This is a genomic window from Janthinobacterium sp. DSP2-3-3, assembly GCF_049897325.1.
GTDB lineage: Bacteria > Pseudomonadota > Gammaproteobacteria > Burkholderiales > Burkholderiaceae_D > Janthinobacterium.
On the sequence record NZ_JAFCWA010000002.1, the window covers coordinates 203,676 to 227,636 of the forward strand.

General features: G+C 60.3%; 18 protein-coding genes and 1 pseudogene. 12 read left to right on the forward strand and 7 right to left on the reverse strand.

Annotated elements, in window-relative coordinates; all coding sequences use genetic code 11:
• Positions 1 to 77: 77 nt before the first annotated feature.
• The 8 genes and pseudogenes from ACP7DE_RS04990 (at position 78) to ACP7DE_RS05025 (ending at position 8,671) form a co-directional block, all read left to right on the forward strand.
• On the forward strand, positions 78 to 2,879 hold the full coding sequence (locus ACP7DE_RS04990) for a type VI secretion system Vgr family protein (RefSeq protein ID WP_426071034.1): 2,802 nt from the start codon (positions 78 to 80) through the stop codon (positions 2,877 to 2,879).
• Positions 2,876 to 3,799: a DUF4123 domain-containing protein gene (locus ACP7DE_RS04995; protein ID WP_426071035.1), complete on the forward strand. Its 924-nt coding sequence runs from the start codon at positions 2,876 to 2,878 to the stop codon at positions 3,797 to 3,799. Before ACP7DE_RS04990 ends, ACP7DE_RS04995 begins: the two co-directional genes overlap by 4 nt.
• Positions 3,789 to 4,256 (forward strand): hypothetical protein, encoded by a 468-nt coding sequence (locus tag ACP7DE_RS05000; RefSeq protein WP_426071036.1) that lies wholly within the window; start codon positions 3,789 to 3,791, stop codon positions 4,254 to 4,256. Before ACP7DE_RS04995 ends, ACP7DE_RS05000 begins: the two co-directional genes overlap by 11 nt.
• A gap of 268 nt (positions 4,257 to 4,524) precedes the next feature.
• Positions 4,525 to 4,830: pseudogene (locus tag ACP7DE_RS05005) on the forward strand (DUF3304 domain-containing protein); the annotation flags it as partial.
• Positions 4,831 to 4,846: 16 nt separating this feature from the next.
• Positions 4,847 to 5,383: a DUF3304 domain-containing protein gene (locus tag ACP7DE_RS05010; RefSeq protein WP_426071037.1), complete on the forward strand. Its 537-nt coding sequence runs from the start codon at positions 4,847 to 4,849 to the stop codon at positions 5,381 to 5,383.
• A gap of 52 nt (positions 5,384 to 5,435) precedes the next feature.
• Entirely contained in the window at positions 5,436 to 5,933 is a 498-nt protein-coding gene (locus ACP7DE_RS05015; protein ID WP_426071038.1) for a DUF3304 domain-containing protein, read from the forward strand.
• A gap of 54 nt (positions 5,934 to 5,987) precedes the next feature.
• Positions 5,988 to 6,485 (forward strand): DUF3304 domain-containing protein, encoded by a 498-nt coding sequence (locus ACP7DE_RS05020; protein ID WP_426071039.1) that lies wholly within the window; start codon positions 5,988 to 5,990, stop codon positions 6,483 to 6,485.
• A gap of 35 nt (positions 6,486 to 6,520) precedes the next feature.
• A complete protein-coding gene (locus ACP7DE_RS05025) occupies positions 6,521 to 8,671 on the forward strand; it encodes a T6SS phospholipase effector Tle1-like catalytic domain-containing protein (RefSeq protein WP_426071040.1) in 2,151 nt (716 codons plus the stop codon).
• A 69-nt stretch (positions 8,672 to 8,740) separates the two neighbouring features.
• Here the strand turns inward: ACP7DE_RS05025 and tssA are convergent, their stop codons facing one another.
• Genes tssA through ACP7DE_RS05060 form a run of 7 tightly spaced genes read right to left on the reverse strand, consistent with a single transcriptional unit; the run spans position 8,741 to position 18,149 of the window.
• Complete coding sequence (gene tssA, locus ACP7DE_RS05030) at positions 8,741 to 9,784, reverse strand: type VI secretion system protein TssA (RefSeq protein WP_426071041.1); 1,044 nt, start codon at positions 9,782 to 9,784, stop codon at positions 8,741 to 8,743.
• A gap of 28 nt (positions 9,785 to 9,812) precedes the next feature.
• Positions 9,813 to 10,607, reverse strand: a complete 795-nt coding sequence (locus ACP7DE_RS05035; RefSeq protein WP_426071042.1) for an OmpA family protein — start codon at positions 10,605 to 10,607, stop codon at positions 9,813 to 9,815.
• Between the two features lie 2 nt (positions 10,608 to 10,609).
• Positions 10,610 to 11,590 carry a type VI secretion system-associated protein TagF gene (gene tagF, locus ACP7DE_RS05040; protein WP_426071043.1) on the reverse strand — a complete coding sequence of 327 codons (981 nt, stop codon included), beginning with the start codon at positions 11,588 to 11,590 and terminating at the stop codon, positions 10,610 to 10,612.
• Positions 11,587 to 15,498, reverse strand: a complete 3,912-nt coding sequence (tssM, locus tag ACP7DE_RS05045; protein ID WP_426071366.1) for a type VI secretion system membrane subunit TssM — start codon at positions 15,496 to 15,498, stop codon at positions 11,587 to 11,589. Before tssM ends, tagF begins: the two co-directional genes overlap by 4 nt.
• Before the next feature lie 46 nt (positions 15,499 to 15,544).
• Positions 15,545 to 16,987: a hypothetical protein gene (locus ACP7DE_RS05050; protein WP_426071044.1), complete on the reverse strand. Its 1,443-nt coding sequence runs from the start codon at positions 16,985 to 16,987 to the stop codon at positions 15,545 to 15,547.
• Positions 16,988 to 17,018: 31 nt separating this feature from the next.
• Positions 17,019 to 17,288, reverse strand: coding sequence for a PAAR domain-containing protein (locus tag ACP7DE_RS05055; protein ID WP_034788054.1), 270 nt, complete (start codon positions 17,286 to 17,288; stop codon positions 17,019 to 17,021).
• A 15-nt stretch (positions 17,289 to 17,303) separates the two neighbouring features.
• Positions 17,304 to 18,149, reverse strand: coding sequence for a M15 family metallopeptidase (locus ACP7DE_RS05060; RefSeq protein WP_426071045.1), 846 nt, complete (start codon positions 18,147 to 18,149; stop codon positions 17,304 to 17,306).
• Positions 18,150 to 18,366: 217 nt separating this feature from the next.
• Here ACP7DE_RS05060 and ACP7DE_RS05065 point away from each other — a divergent pair, with 217 nt between their 5' ends.
• The 4 genes from ACP7DE_RS05065 (at position 18,367) to ACP7DE_RS05080 (ending at position 23,957) form a co-directional block, all read left to right on the forward strand.
• On the forward strand, positions 18,367 to 19,149 hold the full coding sequence (locus ACP7DE_RS05065; protein ID WP_426071046.1) for a hypothetical protein: 783 nt from the start codon (positions 18,367 to 18,369) through the stop codon (positions 19,147 to 19,149).
• A 265-nt stretch (positions 19,150 to 19,414) separates the two neighbouring features.
• A complete protein-coding gene (locus tag ACP7DE_RS05070) occupies positions 19,415 to 20,071 on the forward strand; it encodes a T6SS immunity protein Tli4 family protein (protein ID WP_426071047.1) in 657 nt (218 codons plus the stop codon).
• Between the two features lie 122 nt (positions 20,072 to 20,193).
• The gene (locus ACP7DE_RS05075) at positions 20,194 to 23,007 is read left to right on the forward strand and encodes a type VI secretion system Vgr family protein (protein WP_426071048.1); all 2,814 of its coding nucleotides are present in this window, start codon (positions 20,194 to 20,196) and stop codon (positions 23,005 to 23,007) included.
• A gap of 14 nt (positions 23,008 to 23,021) precedes the next feature.
• The gene (locus ACP7DE_RS05080) at positions 23,022 to 23,957 is read left to right on the forward strand and encodes a DUF4123 domain-containing protein (RefSeq protein WP_426071049.1); all 936 of its coding nucleotides are present in this window, start codon (positions 23,022 to 23,024) and stop codon (positions 23,955 to 23,957) included.
• Positions 23,958 to 23,961 lie beyond the last annotated feature (4 nt).

The window sequence follows — 23,961 nt, forward strand, 5'->3', positions numbered from 1 at the left end:
GCGCTCCTGCGATATACATTCCTCGCTACAATAATTGTTAAATATGCAAAGCATAGTAAACGACTGACGGGAACCGCATGCCATCCACTTCAAGCGACAAGATTGCAGACGCGCTGGCTGCTTTCACGAGCGCCACGCGGCTGTACGAACTGACCATCGGCGAGGAGGCGGACAGCGGCTTGCTGGTCGAAGCCTTTGCCGCCGACGAGCAATTGCAGGTGATCGGCGCGCGCGAGATTATCGCCCTGTCCACCAGCGCCCATGTTGCGCTGGCATCCCTGCTGGGCCAGCCTGCCAGCCTGCATATCAGCCTGGCAGACGGCACGCGCACCCAGTTTTCCGGCTACATCAGCGCCGCAGCCATGCTCGGCAGCAATGGCGGACTGGCGCGCTACCGGCTGCGCATCACGCCGTGGCTGTGGCTGCTGACGCAAGTGCGTAACAGCCGCGTCTGGCAAGACAAAACCGTGACAGCCATCGTCGACGAGGTATTGCAGGCGTATGCGCCGCACGCGCTGTGGCGCTGGAGCGACGAGGTCGCGTCGTGCATGCAGGAAGCGGGCGAACGCAGCTATTGTTGCCAGTACCGCGAATCGGATTTCGACTTCGTGCGCCGCCTGCTGACCGAAGAAGGGCTGACCTGGCGGTTTGACGATCAGACTCTGATTGTCTTTGCCGACAGCAGCCAGGCTTGTGCCACGCCCGAGGACGCCAGCAGCGTGCAAGGCAGCGGCATCCGTTTTCATGGCGCGCGCGTCGGCGAGCCGGGCGACAGCGTGCAAGCCTTGAGCGCGCGGCGCAGCCTGCACGTCGGGCTGAGCAGCGTGCTCAGCTACGATTACAAGGCCAAGAAGGCGGTCGCCGCCAGCGTGCCGACGAATATGGTTCTCGGCGGCAAGAACGCGCCGCTGCTGGAAAGCTACGACACACCGGGCCAGTACTGGTACGCCAGCGCCGCCCAGGCGCAGCGCTACGCGCGGTTGCAGATGCAGGCCCATGAAGCGCGCGCGCAGCAGTGGCAGGCGCGCTCGACCGTGCGCACCCTGCGCGCCGGCACGCGCTTTACCCTGACGCAGGGACCGTTGCAGCCAGCCGACGGTGCCGCACCCGAGTATGTCGTGCTGCGCGTGGCCAGCATCGGCGTCAACAACCTGCCGGCGCCGGCCTTGGAGGGATTGGCGGAATTGTTCGGCCCGATAGCGGAATTGCTGGAAGAAAGCGTGGCAGAGTGGGGCGCAGGGTTTCCCGATTTCGCCGCCGCGCTTGCCCAGGCGCAAGCCAGCGGTTACGCCAACTGCATCGACATGATCAGTGCAGCGACCCCGTGGCGTCCGGTGCAAGTTGGCAACGATGCGCGCCAGCACGCCACGCCGACCGCCCTGGGCAGCCAGAGCGCCATCGTCGTGGGCGCCGATGGCAATGACGTGGCCAGCGGCGCCGATGAAATCTATTGCGACAAGCTGGGCCGGGTGCGCATCCGCTTTCACTGGCAGCAAGAGACCGGCGCGACCTGCTGGGTACGCGTGGCGCAGCGTGCGGCCGGCGGCGGCATGGGCAGCCAGTTCCTACCGCGTATCGGCCAGGAAGTGCTGGTGCAATTTCTGGAAAACGATATCGACCGGCCCGTCATCGTCGGCGCGCTGTACAACGGGCAGGGCGAGGGCGGCACCAAACCAACCCCGGGTGGCATTGTGCGTGATCAAAACGATGCCGGCGTGTTCCAGCCGGCGCATGACCACGCCATCGCGGGCCAGGGCAATGTGGCGGGCGGCAACAGTCCGCTGTGGCATGGCGCCGCAGGTGCCAGCGCGGCGCACCGCAATGGCGCAGCGCAATGGGGCATCCGCAGCAAGGAGTTCGGCAAGGCGGGCCGCGCGGCGGGCTATAACCAGCTGTTGTTCGACGACACCGACAGCCAGGGCCGCGTGCAACTGAAAAGCAGTCATGCGGCCAGCGAACTGAGCCTGGGCCATCTGATCCATGTGGCCGACAATTATCGGGGTAGCTTGCGCGGCGCTGGCGCCGAATTGCGCACCGACGCGTATGGCGTGGTACGCGCCAAGGCGGGCTTGCTGGTGAGCAGCTATGTGCTCAGGCACGACGCCGCGCAACGCGATCCGGCCGGCGACAATGCCGGCGGCATGGCATTGTTGAAACAGGCGGTGCTGCTGGGCGACACCTTCAGCCAGGCCGCCAAGACGCACCAGACGGTGGCCTACGCCAGCCACATCGGAGTAGCGAAGCCGGACGCCAGCGCGCTCGACGACAAGGCCGCGCCGCTCAAGGCGATGCTGGCCAGCGTCTCCGGCATGCATGAACAGTTGCCGCAAACAAAGGACGCCATCATCGCGCTTGCCGCCAGGGCTGGACTGGGCGTCGTCGCAGGGCAAGACATGCAACTGGTCAACGGCGAAACCGTCACCGTGATGAGCGGCCAAGATACCCAGTTCAGCAGCGGCGGAAAACTGCGCGTGCATAGCGGCCAGGCCATCGGCATGCTGGGCGGCGTGGTCAAGGCGGGCGAGAACAATATCGGCCTGCAGCTGATCGCCGCCAAACAGGCCATCGACCTGCAGGCGCAGGCCGACGTGCTCAAGGTGCAGGCGCGCGACGAAATCAACGTCATCAGCGCCAACGCGCATGTGGACTGGGCGGCGGCGAAAAGCATTCGTCTGTCGACGGCGGGCGGGGCCAACATCACCATCGAGGGTGGCAATATCACGATCCAGTGCCCGGGCAAGATCACGGTATATGCCGGCAAGAAGAGTTTTATCGGGCCCACGCGCGCACCGTATGTGATGCCGCCATTGCCATCGAGCACTTGCAAAAACTGCATTTTGAGCGCCATGCAACAGGGCGCAGCGGGAGTGCTGCGTTGAGGCCCGACAGCGTTTCGGCATTGCACGGCTGGGTCCGGGCCAGTCTTGAGCAGCAACGCCTGCCTTATTTGTTGCTCGACAGTGCGCAAGCCGAAAACAGCCACCTGATGCTACAGCGCTGGAAAGTACCGTATGCGTCGCTGTTCGAGGAGACCCACGAAGCGAGCCTGCCGGAGATCGCGCCCCTGTTGATACCGCTGTCCGGTCTTGCGCCGACCATGCTGGAAAAAGTCTGCGACTGGGCTGAAAAGCTTGGATATGGCGCGCCTTGCCTGAGCTGGATGGAAAGTCCCTGGCCCTTGCCCGAACTGGCACGGCATTTACGCCAATTTCATGCCGTCGGCCTGAGCGACCAGCAGCAGATGATGCTGCGCTGGTATGACACCCGCATCCTGCCGGTCTGGCTGGCCTGCCTGGAGCCGCTACAGCGCGAGCAATTCGTGGCTGGACTGTTGAACTTGCAGTACATCAACCGTTTTGGCGATGTTGCCGTCCTGCTGGATGTCGACACAGCCGGTGCTGCGCCGGACGCTGCGCTCATGGACTCGCCTCTCATCCATCTGGATGATGCGCAATACGGCATGCTGGTCGATGCCGGCGACGCCGATACGCTGATCAGCCATTTGCGGCGCGTGATCACCGACGAAACCAACGATACCCCGCCACGGCTGCTATATGAATTCGTCGCCCGCTACCAGCAGCGCGCACTGGCCGCTGGCATCGACGACCTGGACCGCCAGACGCAGTACCTGCTGCTGGCCCTGTATACCTCCGGCGCCGGCATCGAACACCCCGATTTCATTGCCCTCATGCAAGACCCACCCACCTCTATCGAAAGTTTCTATGAAGCCATGCAAGCCTTGTCCGACGACGTATGGGAAGCCGGCCCACCCTTATGGGGCATTCAGCATGAAGCTTGACCAACTGCCGGCACTGGCACTGTGCCTGAGTTTGGCTTTGGCATTTGCCGGTGGCAACGTCGCGGCGCAGACAGCGGCCAAGGCCGCACCGCAGGCGTCAAGCACGGTGAAACATGCAAAGCTGAAACCGGCCGACACCGCTAACCTGGTCAGTCATTTGCGGCGCGTGATCACCGATGAAACCAATGACACGCCGCCACGCGTGCTGAACGCTTTTGTCGCGAAATACCAGCAGCACGCGCTCGATGCAGGAATCGATGACCTCGACCGGCAAACCCAATACGTATTGCTGGCTTTATACACATCAGGCAAAGCCATGGAACAGCCCTTGTTTATTGCATTCATGAAAAACCCACCCGCATCGCTCGATGCTTTTTATGACGCGCTGCAAGCCTTGCCGAAAACCGTTTGGGAAGCGGGGCCGCCGCTGTGGGAGGCGTATGACCCCAAGGGATAAGCGACTCCTAAAGTTGATTTAATTTTCATTTCAATCTCAGGATGTATTTGGTCAACGAATTTCAGGAACTCAGATGATCAAAAGACTATTTTCAAAAAAATTTACTCAATGTATTTTTATGTATTTTGATTGCATTTTCAAATGCGGCATGTGGCAAGGAAAACATGAAAATTAGCGTGAATCTCACCGCCTACAATCATACCGAACATGGAGTTGGTAGTTATATTGTAAAACTTGCGACGGTTCCTGGACTGAGGCTGGATTTCTTGCTCCAGGTCAGGGTGGTGGAGGTGAAACTTGTTGCCTTTCGATCCCTGCTGTATGGAAAAAGGGGATGGAATTCACCGTTATCATGGACACTATAAAAGACGGAAAAGATGTCAGAGTGGAGAAAGTAGTGCCCGTACCACCTTATGTGGCCTCTGATGCTGGTAGATTTCTCGTTCATTTCCTACATGATGGACGATATAAAGTATTTGTGACTAAATATTTACTTGGGCATCAGAAATATCCACTCTCTGGAAAAGAAGCTGAATTAAAACATGGAGTGCCGCTTGAAATAATATGGAAGTAGGTTCTTGTGGGATTGATTGATTAAATTTACTTTTGTTTATTTGTTGAAAATTATTTTTATGACTCCATTTAAACATCGATTAAGTTTTTCTGTTTTTTCTATTTTTCTTTTATTCTCAACTGTGGCTTGCAATAAAGAATTAATGAAAACCGCTGTGAGTCTTACTGCGTATAACCATACCGAAAATGGTGTTGGAAGCTATATCGTGACGTTAGATGATGGTTCTTCAGCTGAGGCCGGTTATTTGGCGCCAGGGGAAGGTGGTGGAGGGAAAACTTGCTGTCTTTTTATACCTGCAACCTGGAAGCCCGGTATGAATGCGACCATTGCCATGCATATATTAGAAAATAGTAAGCCGCTCAGAGTGGAGAACACGGTTTCTATACCTCGTTACAACTCTTCCGATGCCGGCAGGTTTGTCGTTCATTTTCTTCACGATGGCAGCTTAAAGGTTTTTGTAAAAAAATACTTGTTGGGACATCGTAAGTATCCACTTTCAGGTAAGGAGGCGGAACTGGAGCCGGGTATTCCACTGGAAATAATATGGGAGTAAGTTTTTTGATGTGAGTGTTCTTTGCAGCATTTACTATCAATTCATGAAGTGTATGATGAATTTATTTGGAAAGAAATTGGGTTGTGTTCTTTTATATATTTTTCTATTATTTTTGAATACTGCTTGCAGTAAGGAATCAATGAGAATAAGCCTGAATATGACGGCGCATAATCATACCGAACATGGTGTTGGAAGCCATATCGTGACACTCGATGACGGATCTTCAGCCGAGGCCGGTTATTTGGCGCCAGGGGAAGGTGGTGGAGGGATAACTTGTTGTCTTTCAATACCGTTCGTATGGAAACCTGGTATGAAAGCAACGATAGTCATGGACACGGTAAAAGGTGATAAGTGCATCCGAGTCGAGAAAATAGTATCTATACCTCAATACACTTCTTCCGATGCTAGCATATTTGTTGTTCACTTTCTTCACGATGGAAGCCACAAGATTTTTGTAACTAAATACTCGTTAGGACATCGGAAATATCCGCTTTCTGGCAAGGAAGCAGAACTAGATCCGGGAGTGCCGCTAGAAATAATATGGGAGTGAATTTTTTGATGTGAATGTGCTTTGTTATAATCTATTTTCAATTACTGGAATACTATGATGAATTTATTTAGAAAGCGATTTGGTTGCGTTTTTTTATGTGGTTTTCTTTTGTTTTCAAATATGGCTTGTGGCAAGGAAAAGATGATGTTGCCAGTCAATGTAAGTGGATACAATCATACCGAGCACGGGATCGGGGGTTATTTAGTATCCTTGTCGACGGGGGCGGAAGTGGAAGTAGGCTATCTCGATGCGGGTGCTGGTGGCGGTGGATACACTTGTTGCCTTTCAATTCCGGTCGTATGGCAACCGGGGATGACGGCGACAATTCGCATGAGCACCATAAAAAATGGAAAAGAAATTAGTTTGGAAAAAACTGTTCCAGTACCTAAATATGTATCAAGCGATGCCGGAATGTTTATAGTGCATTTTTTGCATAATGGAAATTACAAAGTATTTGTGACTAAATATATATTGGGGCATCGAAAGTATCCGCTCTCGGGCAAGGAGGCAGAGCTTAAGCCAGGTGTGCCAGTGGAAATTATATGGGAGTAACTCTATTTTAAAAATTGTTTATGGAGCTTTTATAAATGTCTATTATTTATACTGGTCGTAAGGCGCCCTTGGATGGACGACGCATACTTACTCCAAAAGAATCGTCGCAGCGCGCAAAAGCCATGGCATGTGTCAGATCACCTCATAAAACTGAGTGTCAAGGACAGATTTACATCGGACTGTTTTATGATGGTAGCGGAAATAATGCTGCGTGGAGGCAAGTTGATTCGGTTGTTAACCCGAAAAATCTTACACAACGGGAACGGAACAAGCACAGCAACGTTGCCAAGTTGTGGGATGCGCATCTGGAGGAACCTGAAAATGGTTTTTTCCGTGTTTATGTGCCAGGCGTAGGTACACCATTTTCTGCTATTGGCGACACTATTCCAACGCTTAACGATAATGCTGGTGGCGGATTTGGTTATATGGGGGCCGATAGAATAAATTGGGGTATCACCTCGCTGTTCAATGCAGTGCATATCTACTTGACAGGATCAAAATTAATTGATAACGACGCACAGCGGGTGTTGGTCAATTTGATGAGTTCACAAATGCTGCTCGGGTTGGAAGGTGTGCAGCGGTGGACAATGCTGACGTCGCTTGAGGAAAAACTGGCGCGTGTCGTCAAAACTCATCAGCGCAAGCTCAAGCAAATCAACGTATCCATCTTCGGCTTTTCCCGTGGCGCGGCCGAAGCGCGCGCCAGTGCGCACTGGCTGCATCAGGTATTCGAACGGGAAACCGGCGCATTTGAGTTGGCAGGCGTCCCCATACGCATAGGCTTCCTGGGAATTTTCGATACCGTCGCCGCCGTTGGCGTCGGAGACGTAACGCCAGTCACTTTTGGACATATGGCTTGGGGAAACGGAACCCAGAGCATTCATCCCGTAGTTGAAGAGTGCACCCATTTCATTGCTTTGCACGAACAGCGCGCGAGTTTTCCGCTGGAATCGGCGACAGGGCGTGGCAATGTTGGCTACCCTGGCATGCATTCCGATGTAGGTGGAGGGTATTACCCAGGCGAGCAGGGCAGATCCATGCCGAGCTGGGGGCCTTCGCCGCATCTGTCGCAGATTCCCTTGATCGACATGCATTTCGCCGCCCTGAAAGCCGGTGCGCCCTTACGCACTCTGAATGAGATGAAAGAGGTAAAGCGCGAGGCGCTCATGCATTCTTTTGCCACCGACCCAAGACTGATCTCCTCCTACAACAACTGGCTGACGCATAACGGCATCAAGGGCGCTGACGTGAAGACCTTTACCGAGGCGCATACAAAACAATATCTGCGCTGGCGCGGCATGTTGCACGCGCAGGGAAAAGAGCAGCTGAAGACCAGGCGCTTTTTCAAGGAATCCGACCAGCCGGGCCAGAAAGATTTACTGGAGGCCGATACCGATCTGGGGATATACCTGCGCTCGTGGCGCGAACGAAAGAAGGCCAATGCGACCACGATGGGGTGGCTCGGTGAACGTGCCAAGACTGTTCTGCATCGCGTCAGCCCGGCTGGCATGCTGTTTGTGGAAGAAGGAAAAGACCCCTTAAGCGACTGGGAAGATCGGTTTTTGAAAATCATGACGGAAGGCGCGCAGCCGCCGGCTGGCTGCGTCACGCTGTTTGAAGATTATGTGCACGATTCCCGCGCCGGCTTTCGCATCCTGGGCAAGCACGAGCCGGTATGGCTGACGGGCGGCTACGGCCGCTTCCGCCACGTGTTCGCGCAAAGCGATGATTATTCGAACATGTCGAATATCGCCAATGAATCGCTGAAGGCGGTCAAAGCAGCGGGCGATGCGGCCGTGACCTACTTCCAGCAGTTGTATGGCTACACCGTCAGCACTTATCGTATGGCGCGCAAAAAGATTGCCGCGACCGCGCGGGGGGTGTCCGAGGCCGAAAAGCTGCTGGAACGGCGGGCGGTGGAGACGTACAAGGAAACGAGCCGGATGATCGTCGATGGCGCCACCCGCGTCGGCCACGGCGTGCACGATGCCGGAGTCGAGGCGGAAAAAAAATTGGACCGCGCAGTCAAGACCGCGAAAAACTCCATGCAGCAAGCCAGTCAGGAAGCCCGGCTCTATTATCAGGCAGAAAAGAAAATCATTATAAGATATGCCAATGCAGAGGCTGAGTGGCTGGCGCAGCTGAAAAAGCGCTGGCGCGAGGAAGACCGGGAAAAATCGAAATAATACTGAGCCAGGCACAAACCTTCACGCCATGGCGGCGGTAGACGCACCGCCATGGCGTGAACATCGATTTTAGCCATTGCCGGGCGGCTGCACGCCCAGCAGTTCTTCGATATGCGCGAGCGAACCGGCGTCCTTGACCACCGAGCGCAGCCAGCTGTGCAAGTCCTGGTCTGCGGCATTGGCGGCCTTGTCGGCAAAATAGGAGACGGGGCTGTGCGGTTCGCTGCGGCGGAAGAACTGCGCCACGGCACGCAGTTGCTCGATTGCCTGTGCGCGGGTGGCGATGGCGCCGGGCGGGCCGGCCGGGATCGCCGGCACGGCCGGCGTCATCGCGCTGTCAGCAGCAGGAACGCCACTGGCGGCGGGGACTGCGGCTGGCGCCACGCCGGTACTGGCGGGCATCACGCGCAGCATCGCTTCGACGGCTTCGCGCGCCGTGGAAAAGGCAGGGCTGTCGTTGCCCAGCCTGGCGTCGACGACTCTTTCAAGCTTGCGCAGCGCTTCCAGGCAATCTTGCGCGTCGACGGCGAAGCTGGCGCAAAAGGCGGCCGAGTTGTTGCGCCGCGCCGCTTCCATGTCGGACAACTTGACGCCCTCATGCTGCCTGGCGGAATCACCCGGGCCGGCCTGGCGCCGCGCGGTCTCGAAATCGATGGTGGAAAAAGCGCCGCCCGGGCCTGCCGTGAGGGGCACCTCGCGCAGCAGCGCGGGGATGCGCGAGAGTATCCAGCTGAGGTTGCCGATGCGCTGCTCCTGGTCGCCGTCCTCGGCTTCCGGGAACAAACCCCGATCCCAGAATTTTTCGCACAGCCCGGCCAGCACCAGCAAACCTTCTGCCATGCCGCGCAGGTGGTAGCGTTTGGTGCCCGCTTCGGTCAGCCATACCGCCAGGCGCAGATCCTTGCTGCTGCCGGCAAGCAGGCCGGCGCAGCTGCGCACGACGAAGTCCCAGTCAGCCTCCTTGAGGTCGGCGACCCATTCGCCCTGGTCGAGCGAGGGGTCGTCGAATTTGCGCGCCAGGGTAATGGCGTCGAGTTCGGGCGAAAACGCCAGGTCCACGCCTGCCGGTTGTTCATTGCTGATCGGGAGTAATAACTGTTCGGCTGAAAACATGTGGTCCTCTGATTCCTCTGATGGATGGTTATTGCGCCATGCGAAATTCAATGCGCCGGTTGCGGGCGCGCCCGTCCGCCGTGTCATTACTGGCGATCGGCCGGTCGGAGCCCTGGCCCGACGCCGTCAGCAGGTCGCCATGGATGCCTTTCGATGCCAGGTAGTATTTGACGGCTTCGGCCCGCGCCTGGCTCAGGCTCTGGTTACTGGCGCGCAAGCCCTGGTTGTCGGTATGGCCGATGACTTCCACTTTGCGGCCGGCCAGCTTTTGCATGGCTGCCGCCATTTCATCAAGGATGGCACGGCCCGATGGCGTCAGCGTTGCCTTGCCGCTTTCAAACTCGATCGTGCGGTTGGCCAGGGTGGTGTCGAGTACGCCTTGCTCGCTGGCCGACACGCGCAGGCCATTGTTGACGGTGTAGGTAGGATTGAGGCTGGTGGCGATATCGCTGGCGATTTTTTGCCGCTGCGCCTCGTTGGCCACTTCACCGCGCACGCTGACGACGCTGCCGTCGATCTTCAGCTGGCCGCGGCTGATCTGCTTGAGGTTGGGCGACAGCAGCTTTTGCACATAGGCGTTCCAGTTGGCAGGCAAGACCACCTGACCGACCGCAATCTGGTCGACCACCTTGTCGGCGCCGTACAGTTCGCGCAGGCGTGCCAGCACGGCGGCTTTGCTCGCTTCGTCGGGCACGGTGCCGGCGGCCAATACCTGGCCTGGCTGCGGCGTGGCGGCCGTGGGTATCGATATGGGCGCTTGCGCTGAAGCGGACATGGCGGCCAGCGCCATGCCGAGGAAGAGAACGATCCGGGATACGCGCATGGTCAGGTTCCGATAAAGGCGGCGCGCAAGGAATCGTGCGCCGATTTGAGCGAGAGGTTGGCTTGTGCCAGATAGGTCGATACTTTCTTGATCGCATAGTCGTTGCCGACGTGTTCCTCGACCCAGTCCAGGTCGTCGAACGCGATATGGTGATCCAGTGCCGCTTGCGGATTCATCAGCACATGCAGGGTCTGCGCCGATGCGCCGGAAAATCCCAGCACCAGCGTCTGGCGACCGCGCAGCCGCGTGATGAACAGCGCCAGCTCGAAGTCGGCACGCGCCAGGAACGGCGTGATCAGGTGCATCCAGAACGCCGCCACCATGTTGCGGTACAACGGGTCGGCCGGCAGCGGCAATTCGAGACTTTTTTCCAGTCGGCTGGAACTGCTGGCCATCACCGGCTGCAGCAGCAGGCCCAGCGCCAGCAGCACCTGCCGCACCGTGCCCGTGAAACCGGTGGGCGCCAGCAGCGCGTCGAGTTCGCCCACGGTCTGCATGTCGAGGAAATCGTTGAAAGTGGCTTCATAGGCGGCGGCACGCAGGTCGAGGTCGATGCTGGCATGGCTTGCCGCGTGCAGCGCGTTGCCTGCATCGGGGCCGCGCATGTCATTGCTGAGCCCCTCGCAACGGTTCCACAGGCGCGACAGCACCAGCGGACTGTTGGCGACAAACGCGGCCGGCTGGTCCACTTCCATGGTGCTCATCATCAGGAAGGGAAAACGGCGCGACGAGGCATCGCTGCTGGCGGCGATATGGCCGGCGATGGCGCGCCCCCGGCGCGGGCCGATAAAGGCGAAATGCATGGGCGGCAGCGCATCGTAGGTCAGTTTCCAGCGCGCGTCGGCGCTGAGCAGGTCCATCGCTTGCGCCAGCCAGTCGTCGAGGATCTTCAGCAGGGCCGGGTTGTCGCTGGCCTTGACGAAGTCGCCGCGGCTAGGCAGCTTGCCAAAGTAGCCGATCGGGGTGGCGGTGGTGCGGGTCATGGCGCGACGGCGGCGTTGGCCGCATTGCCGGTGACGGTGGGGGCGGCACCAGGCGCATTCACGGCCGGCACGCTCTGGGCCACGATTTCCGGCAGCTTCAGGCTGCGGAAGCCCGCGGCGCCCGAGGCGGTGCTTGGCGCAGCGGCCGGCGCCGGCGTGGCGACGATCTTCAGGTTGGCCGCCACGCTCACGCCGCTGTTTTCCCAGCTCAGTTCGAATACGCCGCCATCCTTGCGCTTGCGCTTGGCCGAATCGATCATTTTCTTCAGGCCGAAATGGCCAAGCTCGTTGAGCAATATGACCGTGCGGCCTTCCGGCGTAATCGCGCTGATGCGCGCGCCTGGCGTACCTTGCGGATTCGGCCAGACCATATGGATCCACGGCTGCGGCTGGCCGCGCCAGCGCAGCGCCTGTCCATCGATTTCGATCGTGTACTCGGTGGCGCCGACGGCGGCCAGCGCCTGCAGGTCGAAACGGGTTTGCGCTTCGCCGGCGCCGGCCGCCGTGGCCACGCCATTGGCGCTGAGCGGAGCAATCCAGCCGGGGAAGCTGGCCACCACAGACGGCGCCAGGCCGATGCCCATGTTGGCCCAGGTCTTGGCGCTGAGTGAATCGCCACGGCGCACCACCAGCGGGCCGATGGTGGTATTGAAGAACTTGGCGATGCTGCCTTCCGGTCCGAACACCTGGCCGATGTCGGCATTGCTGGCCTCGCTACCCGAGGCGGGCGAGAACGGATACTTGGGCGCCAGGGTTTTCTGGAACGGTTCGAGCACCTGCGCCAGCCAGACCTTGTTGATTTCAGTCTCGGTCGGCTTGATGATGACGGCGAAGGTCTGCATCAGCGGGCGTACCAGCAACGGCCGGATCGCCTGCTTTTGCGCATCGGTCATACCGGTCAGCATCTGTTCGTCCACGTATTTGAGCGCATCGGCCAGTTCCGAGCCGGTGCCATCCAGCGTCTGCTGCATGAACTGCTTGGCGCCGGGGCCGGTATCGCCCTGGTTCTTGATCTGGTTGAAACGGGCGCGCAGCTTGGACAGCGCGTCCATGTAGCCGCGCATCAGCGAAGCGTCCTTGTCCTTGGTAACGACCAGGCGGGCCACGCCGGAGAACTCGCGGCCCACCGGTCCCATCGGCAAGGCGCTGGTGGTGGGCGCGCCGCTGCCGCTGCCGACGTTGACGTTGATGCCCGAGGGTTTCTGGCGCAGGATGGTTTCCTTGAACCAGCCCATCATGCCGCGCTGGGCGCGCTGCAAGCCCTGGCCCAGCAGCGACGGGTTGTCCCACGAGGTTTCCTTGTATACCGTTTCGATCAGCTTGTTGATCGGCGAGGTTTGCGGATCGCCGAGCCGGTTCATGGCCGCCGCCGCACTGTCGAAGCCGTTCAATTCGCGGATGCTGACGCCCTGGATGAATTTCTGCCATTCCTTGGCGTAATCCGTCTTGTACAGCTCGACCAGCGCTTTCTGGATCTGCTCCGGGCTGCCTTCGAGGGTCAGGTCATCCTTCGACGCCGTTTTCAGCACCCAGTCGGCGCTTTGCAGTTCGCGGTTGGCCGCCTCCTGGAAGGCTTGCTGGATGAATTGTTCCCAGGCGTCGCGCGTGAAAGTACCGGGAATGGCGTAGCTGCCCAGCACCAGCTCCTTGTCCTGCTCGCCGACGATGCGCGCCACTGTCATCGAGGCGAAGCGCGTGGCGGCGCGTGCCTTGACGTCGGCGTACACGCGTTCGCGCGCCGGCATGCCCCGCACCACGCGGCGCAGGCTGTCGCGCGACTGGTCGACCAGCGCCAGCTTGCTGTCGATCCGCGGCCAGGACGGGTCGTTGATCTGGGTGAGGTAAAACGAAATCATGCGTTCGGCGCTGCGTATCATCTGTTCGCGTGGCATGTTGCCGCGGTTGCTGTCGAGCCAAACGCGCCAGAAACGGGTCAGCTGGTCATTCAAGTGGCTCGCTTCGGCGCGCGACTTGTCGCTCAGCATCAGATAGGTTTTCAGGGCGTTATAGGCGTCTTCCACATTCGCCGGCGAGGCATCCTTGAACTGCTGCGCGCCAAGGTTGACGGCAGCGGCCGTGGCTGGTGGTGCGGCGGCAGGGGCGCTGGCCAGGGCCACCGTCGGCGTGGCGGCCACCGGCGTGGCCAGGGTGCCGGCCGGCGCGGGCAGGGTGGCGGCCGCACTGGCCGACACCGCGCCGGACTGCGGCGTGCTGGCCATCGGCTGCAAGCGGCTGGCGCCGGCATTGACCTCGGCCAGGAAGGCTTCCAACGATTGGGCGACCGGGCCCAGCATCACTTCACGCACACCCGAAAAGTATTCTTCGCGCAGTTTTCGCTCCAGCAATTCTCCCTGGTACAGGCCCAGGCCCAGCGAGATAGGCCGGCTGTTGCGGTAGGAATCGAGCTGCTCGATTCGGTCCTGCATGATTTCCAGCGCTTCGAAACGCGATTGCAAGTCGAGCCGCTTGTCCTGTACCTTGATCGCCTGGTCCAGGTCGGCCTGCACGTTGGCCACCAACTGACGGTTGGCCATATAGGACCAGCTCCAGCCGGCCAGCGCCAGGCCCACCAGCGCGGTGGCGGCAAAGAAGGTGGCGTAGCGCACGCGGGTCTTGGCTGGACTGGCGTACTGGGCGACCAGTTCCTTGTCGGCGAAGATCACCTTGCGGAACAGATTGAGCAGGAAATAGCCATGCTGGTCCTGCACCTCGTTGTGTTGCTGCGGCTGCAATTTCAAATCGAAGCGCTGCGCCACGCGTTCCGATGAGGCCGATACCGACATGCCTTCCTGTAACGCACTGGTGAAATAGAAGCCGCGCATGACGGGCTTGAACTGGAACGGGTTTTCCTCGAACAGGGTGGCGATGAAGGCGCGCAGCGACCCCTTGATCGCGCTGAACTCGAGCGGGAAGGTAAACACGCCCGGCGGCATGCGTTCGTTCTGCTGCAGCGCCATGCTGGCCAGGCTCAGCTCTTTTAAGCCGTCATACAGCTCGTCGAAACGCTGGTCGAACTGCTCCAGCACGTCCTGTTTAGAACTGGTCTGGCTGTAGGGCAGGGTGGCACCCCATACCCGGTCGCGTTCGCCCCGTTCGGTATCCTGGAAAAATTCGTTGAAACCGGTAATCAGGTCGGCCTTGGTGAACACCACGTAGACGGGCGCGTGGACTTCCAGTTTTTCCGTCAGTTCCTGCACCCGCTGGCGCAGGTTCTTGGCCAGGTTGATGGCGAATTCGGGCCGGCTGCCGGTCAGTTCAGCAATGCTGACGGCGATGATGATGCCGTTGATCGGGGCGCGCTTGCGGTGTTTTTTCAGCAGCGCCAGGAAGCCGAACCATTCGGCGCGGTCTTCGTCGTTGACGGAATAGCGGCCCGCCGTGTCGAGCAGGATACCGTCGGTGGTGAAGAACCAGTCGCAATTGCGGGTGCCACCGATGCCTTGCACGATCTTGCTGTCGGCAAAAGGAAATTGCAGGCCAGAATTGGCGATCGCCGTGCTCTTGCCGGCCGCCGGATTGCCGATGACCATATACCAGGGCAACTCGTACAGGGCCGCGTCGCCCGACAACTGGCCCAGCTTGGACGTCTTGATGGTGCCGATCGCCGCAAGCATGCGCTTGCGGATGGCTTCGGTTTCCTCGCGCTGTGTGGGGCCTGCCTTGGGCGCCGTACCGGACGTCTGCTGTTCCAGCATGCCGCCGAACCGGGTGGCGTCGCGCTGGCGGCGCCAGCGCCGCAGCCACCAGACCACGCTGGCGAACAGCAGGACCAGCGCCAGCGGCGGCACGATCCATACCAGCGGCCATTCAAAGATGACGGCGCAACTGGCCAGCAGCGCGGCCAGTGCCACGAAGCCGATGGCGAACAGGCTGAAACGGGTAGTAATGGAATGCCAGAATCGTTGCATCATAATATGAGGGGCGAGAGGTTGATAGGCATGGTGGATGGAATGGTCATGTCGCTGCGAGGGATTCAGGGGCAAGGGCCACCGGCCCCACCACCACGGCGGCCCGCTGGAACGCGTCGAGGTTGCTCAGGCATAGCACCTGGCTGGCATTGTCGGCCGCCTCGTGCCACGCCAGCACCAGCGCCGCCAAGGTGGCCACCTGGCCGCTCTGGCCGCAGGCCGCCGCCACGCTCAGTACGTCGTTGCTGAGATCGATATCGGGCAGCAGCGTGCCGGCATTGTTCATCAGTTCGATCATGCGGCTGGAGCGCTGGTCGGCATCGGCGTATAGCCGCGTGATCGCGGCCGGGGCGACAGACGCCGCCGATATCGCCTTGCCGCCCAGCTCGGCCAGCAAGGTGGCATCGCCATGGCCGCGGCTGTCCGCTGACTGGCCACGCACGGCCATGCTGGCATGGTGCAGCAGTACCGGTGTGTCCACCTGCAGCGCCGCAGCCTGGGCCGCATCGGCCAGCAACAGGCCGGCCGCGCCTTCACCGGGAATCTGCCCGCCCGGCTGGGCGTTATGGAACAGCAGGCCGCGTGCGGCCCAGTCATGCACGGTCAGTTCGCCGATATGCGAAGCGCAGGCCAGCACGATGGCCAGGCAAGGCAGTTCTTGCAAGGCAGTCTGCGCGGCCAGCTGTTCGATCAGCGCCAGCGGCCCGCTGTCGCCGGCCAGGTGCACGCTGAGCTTGGCGGCAGGCCAGCCTTGCTGTTGCGCTTGCGCATGCAGCCAGGCGGCGCCCGTGTCGCACTGCGGCTTGTCCCAATCGGGTGGCAACAGCAGATGCAGTTGCAGGGTAGGCAGCGGCAGGGCGGCGCGCGATCCCGGTTGCGCCGCCTTGTAGTCGTCGAGCGTCGTGTGCATCGCCGCTTCCTGCATCAGTTCGGTCAATACCTCAGCGCCCAGCGCCAATGCGCGCAAGTGTTCGGCATCAAAATGCGCTGCTGCGTCCTGCATCGTATCGGCCGGACGGGTACGCAGCCAGTCGTCCAGCACTGCCTTTTGCTCATGTTCATCGAGGTCCGCCACGCGGGCGCTCATCACCGGGTAGCCTTGCGCATCGGTCAGCTCCGGATCGAGTTCAGGACGCTGCCGCTTGTCCTGCAGCGCGGCCGCCAGTTCCGGCGCCGAGGCGCCACCCGGCATGCGCAGTGCGGCGGCCGCCAGGTGCAGCGGCGCGCGCGGCGCAGGGGCATTGCCGGACGCCCTGGCGTCGGCGGCATCGGTCAGCGCGGGTACCGCAGCCGGCACGGCCAGCCTGGCCAACAGTTTCTTGCCCAACCACCAGCTTATGAGCAGCGCCAGCGGCAACGCCAGCATGGTGCCGGCCAGGTCGCCTGTCGATGGCATGCGCGTGCTGTTGCGCCAGTACCAGATTGCGCCGCCCCAGCACAAAGCGAACACGACCAGTATCAGCAGGCTGCGCCGCAGCCACGGGCGCATCAGCGCGCTCCCTTGCAGTGGCGGCCGGACGTCATAGCTGATCCGTGGTGGCTTGCTGGCTGGCGATCAGCACCGCGCCACAACTGGTTTTATCGCCTTGGCGGGCCACCGGTTTGCCATCGACGATCCAGCTGGCGTCGCCGCTGACGATGGGGCAAATGCCATGGCCTGGCCGCGGGCACGACACCTTGTCGCCCACGCGCGCGATGCCGATGCCGCCGCTGTCCGTCACTGCCGAGGCTTCCAGCACGCTGCCGCCATGCGATGTCTTATCGCCCAATCTGATTACAGGACCAGCCATCTGTGCTCCTTCCAGTCATCGTTGTTTCTTCATCACACCAGGCACGCGCAGTTCGGTGTGGCCGAAATCCATCATTTTCCAGCGCCCGCCCCAGGTCATACCGACCGATTCGGCCACTTCGCCATACAGTTGATAGCCGCGCATGGCCCAGGGATCTTTTTCCGAGATCACCAGCTTGCCGTCGCGCAAAAAGGCGCAATCGGCCGCCAGGCCATACTGATGCCAGCTCTGGAACGCGGCCGCATTGGTGACATTGCTGCCCATGCCGGCCAGCATGTTTTGCCGTTCCGGACTGCGGTAACCTTCCAGGATGGCCATGTCATAGCCATGTTTTTCCTTCATGATTTTGAACACCAGCAGCAGCCTTTGTGCATATTCGGCATTGAGCAGCGTCCAGTTGCGGCTGGCCGATACCAGCATAGGCCGCACTTGCTGCACTTCTTCGGTGGCGAAGACCAGCGGCGGCAAGTCCACCGGCGGCACCAGCTGTTCGCCTTGCAGCAGGGCCGACACTTGCGTATTTACTTCGCGCGTCGAGACCTCGTAACCGCCCAATATGCTTTTGCTGCCTGCCAGCAAGGCGATCGCCGGTGGCAGACACATCACCGCCGCACCGCCCAGGAACAGCAGGTAATGGCGGCGTACGAATGCCGCGCTGCCGAGCAGCGTGCTGGCGCCGCCACGGCGCAGCGTGTCCAGGCCGGCGTTCCTGCGCCGGGCCAGGCGCTCGAGCCGCGCCACTATGCCTTGTTCGGCCGTCGCCAGCACCCGCATCAGCAGTTCTCGACCGGATGGGAACAGCACCAGCCAGCTGATCAGGCATGCCAGTAAAAAATAGAGTGCCACCGCCAGTAGAAACACGCCCACCCCATTCGAAAAAAGACGCCATGCATGGGCAGTTAAATGCTGCTGTGCCAGCGTTTGCGCTAATATTGCCTCTGAGTATATCTTACTAACTTGCTAATTACGGGAGCTTAGTTTCAATTGTGCGCCGGGTGCGCACTGTTGATTTCCTAACATGCGTCACGCTTTTTTTTATTGTCGTAAGGTATTGCAAATATTGACAGGAGTTAAGATTTTGCCAAGCAATGACGACAGCCCACGGCCTTCGACACGGCCCAGCTTATTGACGCCCGCGCAACAGGCCGAGGCCGACCGCAGCCGTATCCTCAACCATCTCGAAGGCGGCAGGCGGCCTGCGCCCGTGCCGCATGAAGGCAGGCGCGCCAGCCGGTGGCCTGTCTGGGGGGGCATGCTGGCCGGCGCCATGTTGTTGCTGGCCGCCGGCGCCTGGCTGGGGCAGCGCGAGACGGCGGCGGTGGCCGAACCGGTGGTGACCAGCACGGCGCCAGCGCCGGAAACACCGGCTGTAGCCACCGCGCCCATCACCACGGCGGCCAGCATACGCGAGGAGGAACAGCAGGCCCTGCCGCAGCAAAGCTTGAGCGAAATGCTGGACGCCGACCTGCCAGCCCCAGCCCCAGTCCCGGCCCCTGCACCCGTGCCCACCCCAAGGGATGTGCTGAGCAAGGCACTGGAAAGCCCGCAGAAGAGCGCATCCAGGCCGGCGCACGCGCCGCAGAAAAGACCGCCAGCCAAACCGCTCAAGCCTGCTGATCCGGCCAAGCCCGCCGCCACGCCGGAACAGGATAACGACGTGGCCCTTCTGGCCGCGCTGGTGTCGCATGCCCAAGTTGGCATGCCGCCCAAAAAAGCGCCGTCCAGCCTGCAAGCCCAGTTACAGCAATGCAGCAAATTGAAACCGGCGGCGGCCGAGAGCTGCCGGCAGAGAACCTGCGCCGGCCGGACCGACAAGCCCCTGTGCAAGGCGGCCAGGGCTGCGGCGAAAGGCGCGCGATGAGCGCAATGCTGCCATCAAATATGCACGTACCGGAAAAATACCTCGCGCCAAGACCCGCCAGGCGCGCTATCTGGCGCAGAAATCGGTCAGCGGCAGGCAGGCGCAGATCAAGGAGCTGCAAACCAACTACCATGCATTTGATTCCGGCCTGTCTGACAGTGACGGCTACCGCACCAGTGAAGGTTCGGGAACGATTAACCCCACGCGTTATTCCATCTATCGCAGCCACCTGAAGCGCGGCGATTATGTCTATGTGTTTGAATCTATGGAAGAAATACGCAACAAGGATAGCGAGGCAGCGCATGGCCAACAGTTCATCCGGTTCTTGAAAAGTTTTCGCCCGCGCGCCACCGCCGAGGTGCCCAAAGAACTGGGCCTGTGCATCCCGCATGGCTTTATCGCCGATGACGGCAGGACCATCAGCAGCATCAAGCAGTCCTTGCGCTGGCCTGACGCGCCCGGCGTGTTGTATACGATCAGCACCGGCAACGTCGATCCGCGCGCCTTGAAAGTGCCGCTGGTCCAGGCGGCCACCACCGGCGGCATCGGCCAGTTCGGCAGCCGCGGCGAGCAGGAAGCCAAGCCCTTCATTGTCGAACGCATCGTTCCCCGTAGCGCCCGCATCGGCGCGCTGACGGCGCAGCAGGGCGGCGTGGCGCTGAAAGTGAGCCGGCCAGACAGTGCGCCATTTGAAACCTATACGGTATTTACCGCTTACGCGGGATGGCTGGGCACGGCGGTGCTGCCCTATATTCTGATCGAACTAAGCAGCCTCAGCATAGCGCAGGCTCCGGAACTGAAGCAGAATCCGCCGCCGTTCAATTCCAGTTACGCGCGCCAGGAAACCTTGTTGAAGAGTACGCATTTGCGGCCCACCGAACCAGCCATGCCGGAGTTGCGCGGTCTTAACGGTACGCGATGATTGCTGCGATCCCGATTTCAATCGAATCACTCTTGCTATAACGAAATTTCTAGGGTGTAATGGCTTTGATAAAAGTGCTTATTTAATAATTATGTGCGGGAAGCCGCGTGATGGAGTTCCGGATGTCCATGTCCTTGCCCGCCAGTTTCACGCAAGCTACCAGATTGTTACAGCTGACCACGCCCTTGGGCGCTGACCGCCTGCTGGCCGAATGCGTGCGCGGCGAGGAGGGCTTGAGCGCGGGCTTCGTGTTCCAGATCGCGGCCCTGTCGACGGACGCCGCCATTTCCTTGCGCACCCTGATTGGCCAGCCGGCCTTGCTGCAATTGCTGACCGTTACCAGCGCCGACGCGCTGCGCCCGTTCCACGGCCATATCACTGCCGTCGAGCTGGTCGGTGCAAACGGCGGCATGGCGCGCTATCAGCTGACCCTGGAACCCTGGAGCGCGTTTCTTGCCCACGGCCGCGACAGCCGCGTCTTCCAGGACATGACGGTATTCGACATCCTGGACGCGCTGTTTGCCGCTTACCAGGCGCAGGGCAAGCTGGCGCCGGCCTGGCGTTTCGATATTTTCGACCGCGCGGCATACCCGAAGCGCAGCCTGAGCACCCAATACCAGGAAAGCGACTGGGCCTATGCGCAACGCCTGATGCATGAGGAAGGCCTGTTTTATTACTATGAACACAGCGGCGATCCCGGCAGCCCCAGCCTGGGCAGCCACTGCCTGGTGATCGCGGACCATAATAGCGCGTTCAAGCCGAATGCCCAGAGCAGCATCATTTTCACGCAGCCGGGCGCCGTCATGAAGGTCGACAGCATCGACCGCTGGCGCACCGAATTGCGCCAGCAGACCAATGCCATCGCAATGGGTAGCTGGGATTACCGCTCGCTCGACCAGCGTGTCGCCAGCGCGGCGGCAGAGGGGGGCGGGGCACAGGGCTTGGAGCTGCTCAGCCGCGATGCGCCCGGTGCCTATGCCTACGCTTCGCGTGAGCAGGGCCAGCGCATCGCGCGCAAGCAGTTGCAGGCGCTCGAAGCGGGCAAGGAGGTCCACGTGGCGGCCGGAACCGTGCGTACCTTGTCGCCGGGCACCACGTTTGTCTTGCAGGGACAGCCGGTGTTCAACCAGGCCGGCAACGACGACGAACGCAGCTTCCTGATCGTGCGCACGGTCCACCTGATGCACAACAACCTGAGCGCGGATCTGCAGTCGTCCATTGTGCAAACGCTTAAGACGGGCTTGCTCGATGCGGCGATCCGCAAGGAACAAGCCGGCAGCCTGCATCGGATGCCCGCGCTGCTGGGCGCCATTGCCGAGCGGCCCCTGTATCGCAACCGTATCGATGCCATCCGCAGCAATATTCCTTATCGCGCCAGCGGCAAGGACCAGCATGGCCAGTTGCTGCATCCGCGCCCGACCGTGCATGGCCAGCAGACGGCCGTCGTGGTGGGCCCGGCCGGCGCCGAGATTCACACCGACCGCGACCACCGCATCAAGGTGCAATTTCACTGGCAGCGCGGCGTCATGAGCCACAGCCGCCTCGACCATCCGCCAGGCGGCAAGCATACTGGTGCGCCAGGTGACGACAGTGCCGGCACCTGGGTGCGCGTGGCCTCCACCATGGCGCCGGTGGCGGGCGCCAACTGGGGCGGCCATGCCTTGCCGCGCATCGGCCAGGAAGTATTGATCGATTTTCTGGAGGGCAATATTGACCGGCCGCTCGTGATCGGCACCGTCTATAACGGCCAAGGCACGGTCGATGCTCAGAATAACCGCGTGGCCCATGGCGCTGGGCCGGCCACAGGCAATGCACCTGCCTGGTTTCCCGGCGAAGCGGGCGCGCATGCGCACCCGGCCGCACTGTCCGGCATCAAGAGCCAGGCCATGCAGGCCAGCCAGCAGGGCGGCGCGGCGTACAGCCAGCTGGTGTTCGACGACAGCCCGGGCCAGCCTCGCGTGGCCCTGCAGCGCCATGCCGGCGCGCACCAGGGCACTGCCGAGCTGAACCTGGGACACTTGCGCCATCAGACGGACAACCAGCGCTTGGCTGCGGCCGGCTTCGGCGCCGAACTGAAAACCGAGCACAGCGCCGCGCTGCGCGCAGGGCAGGGGCTGCTGTTGTCGACCGACGCGCGTACCAACGCCAGCGGCACGCAGATGGATACCAAGGAAGCCACGGCCCAGATCGAACAGAGCCTGGCCCTGCTGACTTCGCTTGCCGAGACGGCGCAAAAGCACAAGGCTGTGTTGGGTGGTGGGCAAGGCCAGGCCGAAGCGGCACCCGAGACGCTGCCGGCACTGAAACAATTGGCGCACAGCATAGAAATGCTCAAGGGTACGGCAGGCACAGCCGACAGCCAGGCGACGGCCTATGGCGCGCCGCAGCTGCAATTGTCCAGTCCGGCCGGCATCGCCGCCACCACGCCGCTCAACGCACTTTTCGCCGCCGGCAATACCAGCAGCATCGCGGCAGGGCAGGACATCAATTTCGGCGCGCAAGGCAACCATTTTCATGCGATCAGTTCCGGCATCAGCCTGTTTACCTACGGCAAGGCCAGCAAGGCCGACAAACCCAACCAGGAAACGGGCATCCGCCTGCACGCGGCCAGTGGCAAGGTCAGCAGCCAGAGCCAGTCCGATGAAACAAAATTAACCGCAGACAAGGCCGTGACCGTGGCCAGCGTCAGCAAAAGCGTCAACATCAGCGGCAAGCAGCATGTGCTGATGACGGTGCAGGGCGCCTATATCAAGCTCGAAGGCGGCAATATCGAGATTCATGGACCCGGCAAGATGGAATTCAAGGCCGGCATGAAGGAACTCACGGGGCCGGCCAGCAGTAGCGCGGTAAAGCAATTGCCGGTGGGTGACCTCAAGGGGTGCGAACAAGCAAGTAAGAATGCCAGCGCCACTCAGGCCGGATCACAAACATTGTAGCTCGGGGAATTTGTATGGAATCGACGGTCGAGGTCATTGTCAGCCAAGCATGGGAAGCACCACTTCAACTGCTCCATAAACAATTTCATGAAACGGCAAATGACCGATGTTTGTTATGGGTAAATCCTGCACAAGGAGATCCGTTTTCTTCGCATGCGATCGTGCAGCAACGAAAAATAGTCGTGCCCATTGCACATCCCCGTTTCGATCAGCAGTTCGCGCCATATCTGATCGAACTGGCGCTGGATGAATATGCCGGCGCTGAACTATTCAAAATGAGTGTCGAACTTGCCTGGAACTCTTGGACAAAGGACAGTCTGTGGGCTGGTAACGGTCAAGCCATCGCCGGATGGATCACCAGTGAAGAAGCGTCGGAAAAGATAGCGCGCCATTGGGCCAGCCATTGCTATATTCATGCAGTTCAAGGCTTGGAAAAATTGCTCAGATTCCATGACCCAGGTGTCCGCGAATGGTTATGGCCGACGATGAGTGTCGAACAGCAGCGCCAGATGCTGGGGCCAGTAAGTAGTGTGACCGCATTTGATCGGCAGCAAAACCTGATGCGACATGGTCTGGATAACACCCGTGCGCTTTCGCCCCATGCAGCGCCTGAGCAGCGGCTGATCTTGAGTTCAGCACAGTGGGCCCAAGTGAATGATTATTCCACACTCCATGCCGCTTGGCTAACGTGGGGGAAATCTGGGCCGATGCAATGGGAACAGGCGGTTTTTTCAGCATTGGCACGCGCTACGGACTATGGCATCTTGGATAGAAAAGACCGTGAATTATTTGCTTTGCATGTTTTGCAACTTGGCAGTGGCTTCCATGATGATCAGCGTCTACAGGCAGTGTGGATCATGACCGGCGCCGGCGAATTTTATGGTGGTGCACTCGAAGAGGTGACGGGATGCCCTGCTGATCAATTACAAGATTATTTTTCTAAAAAATAAGATA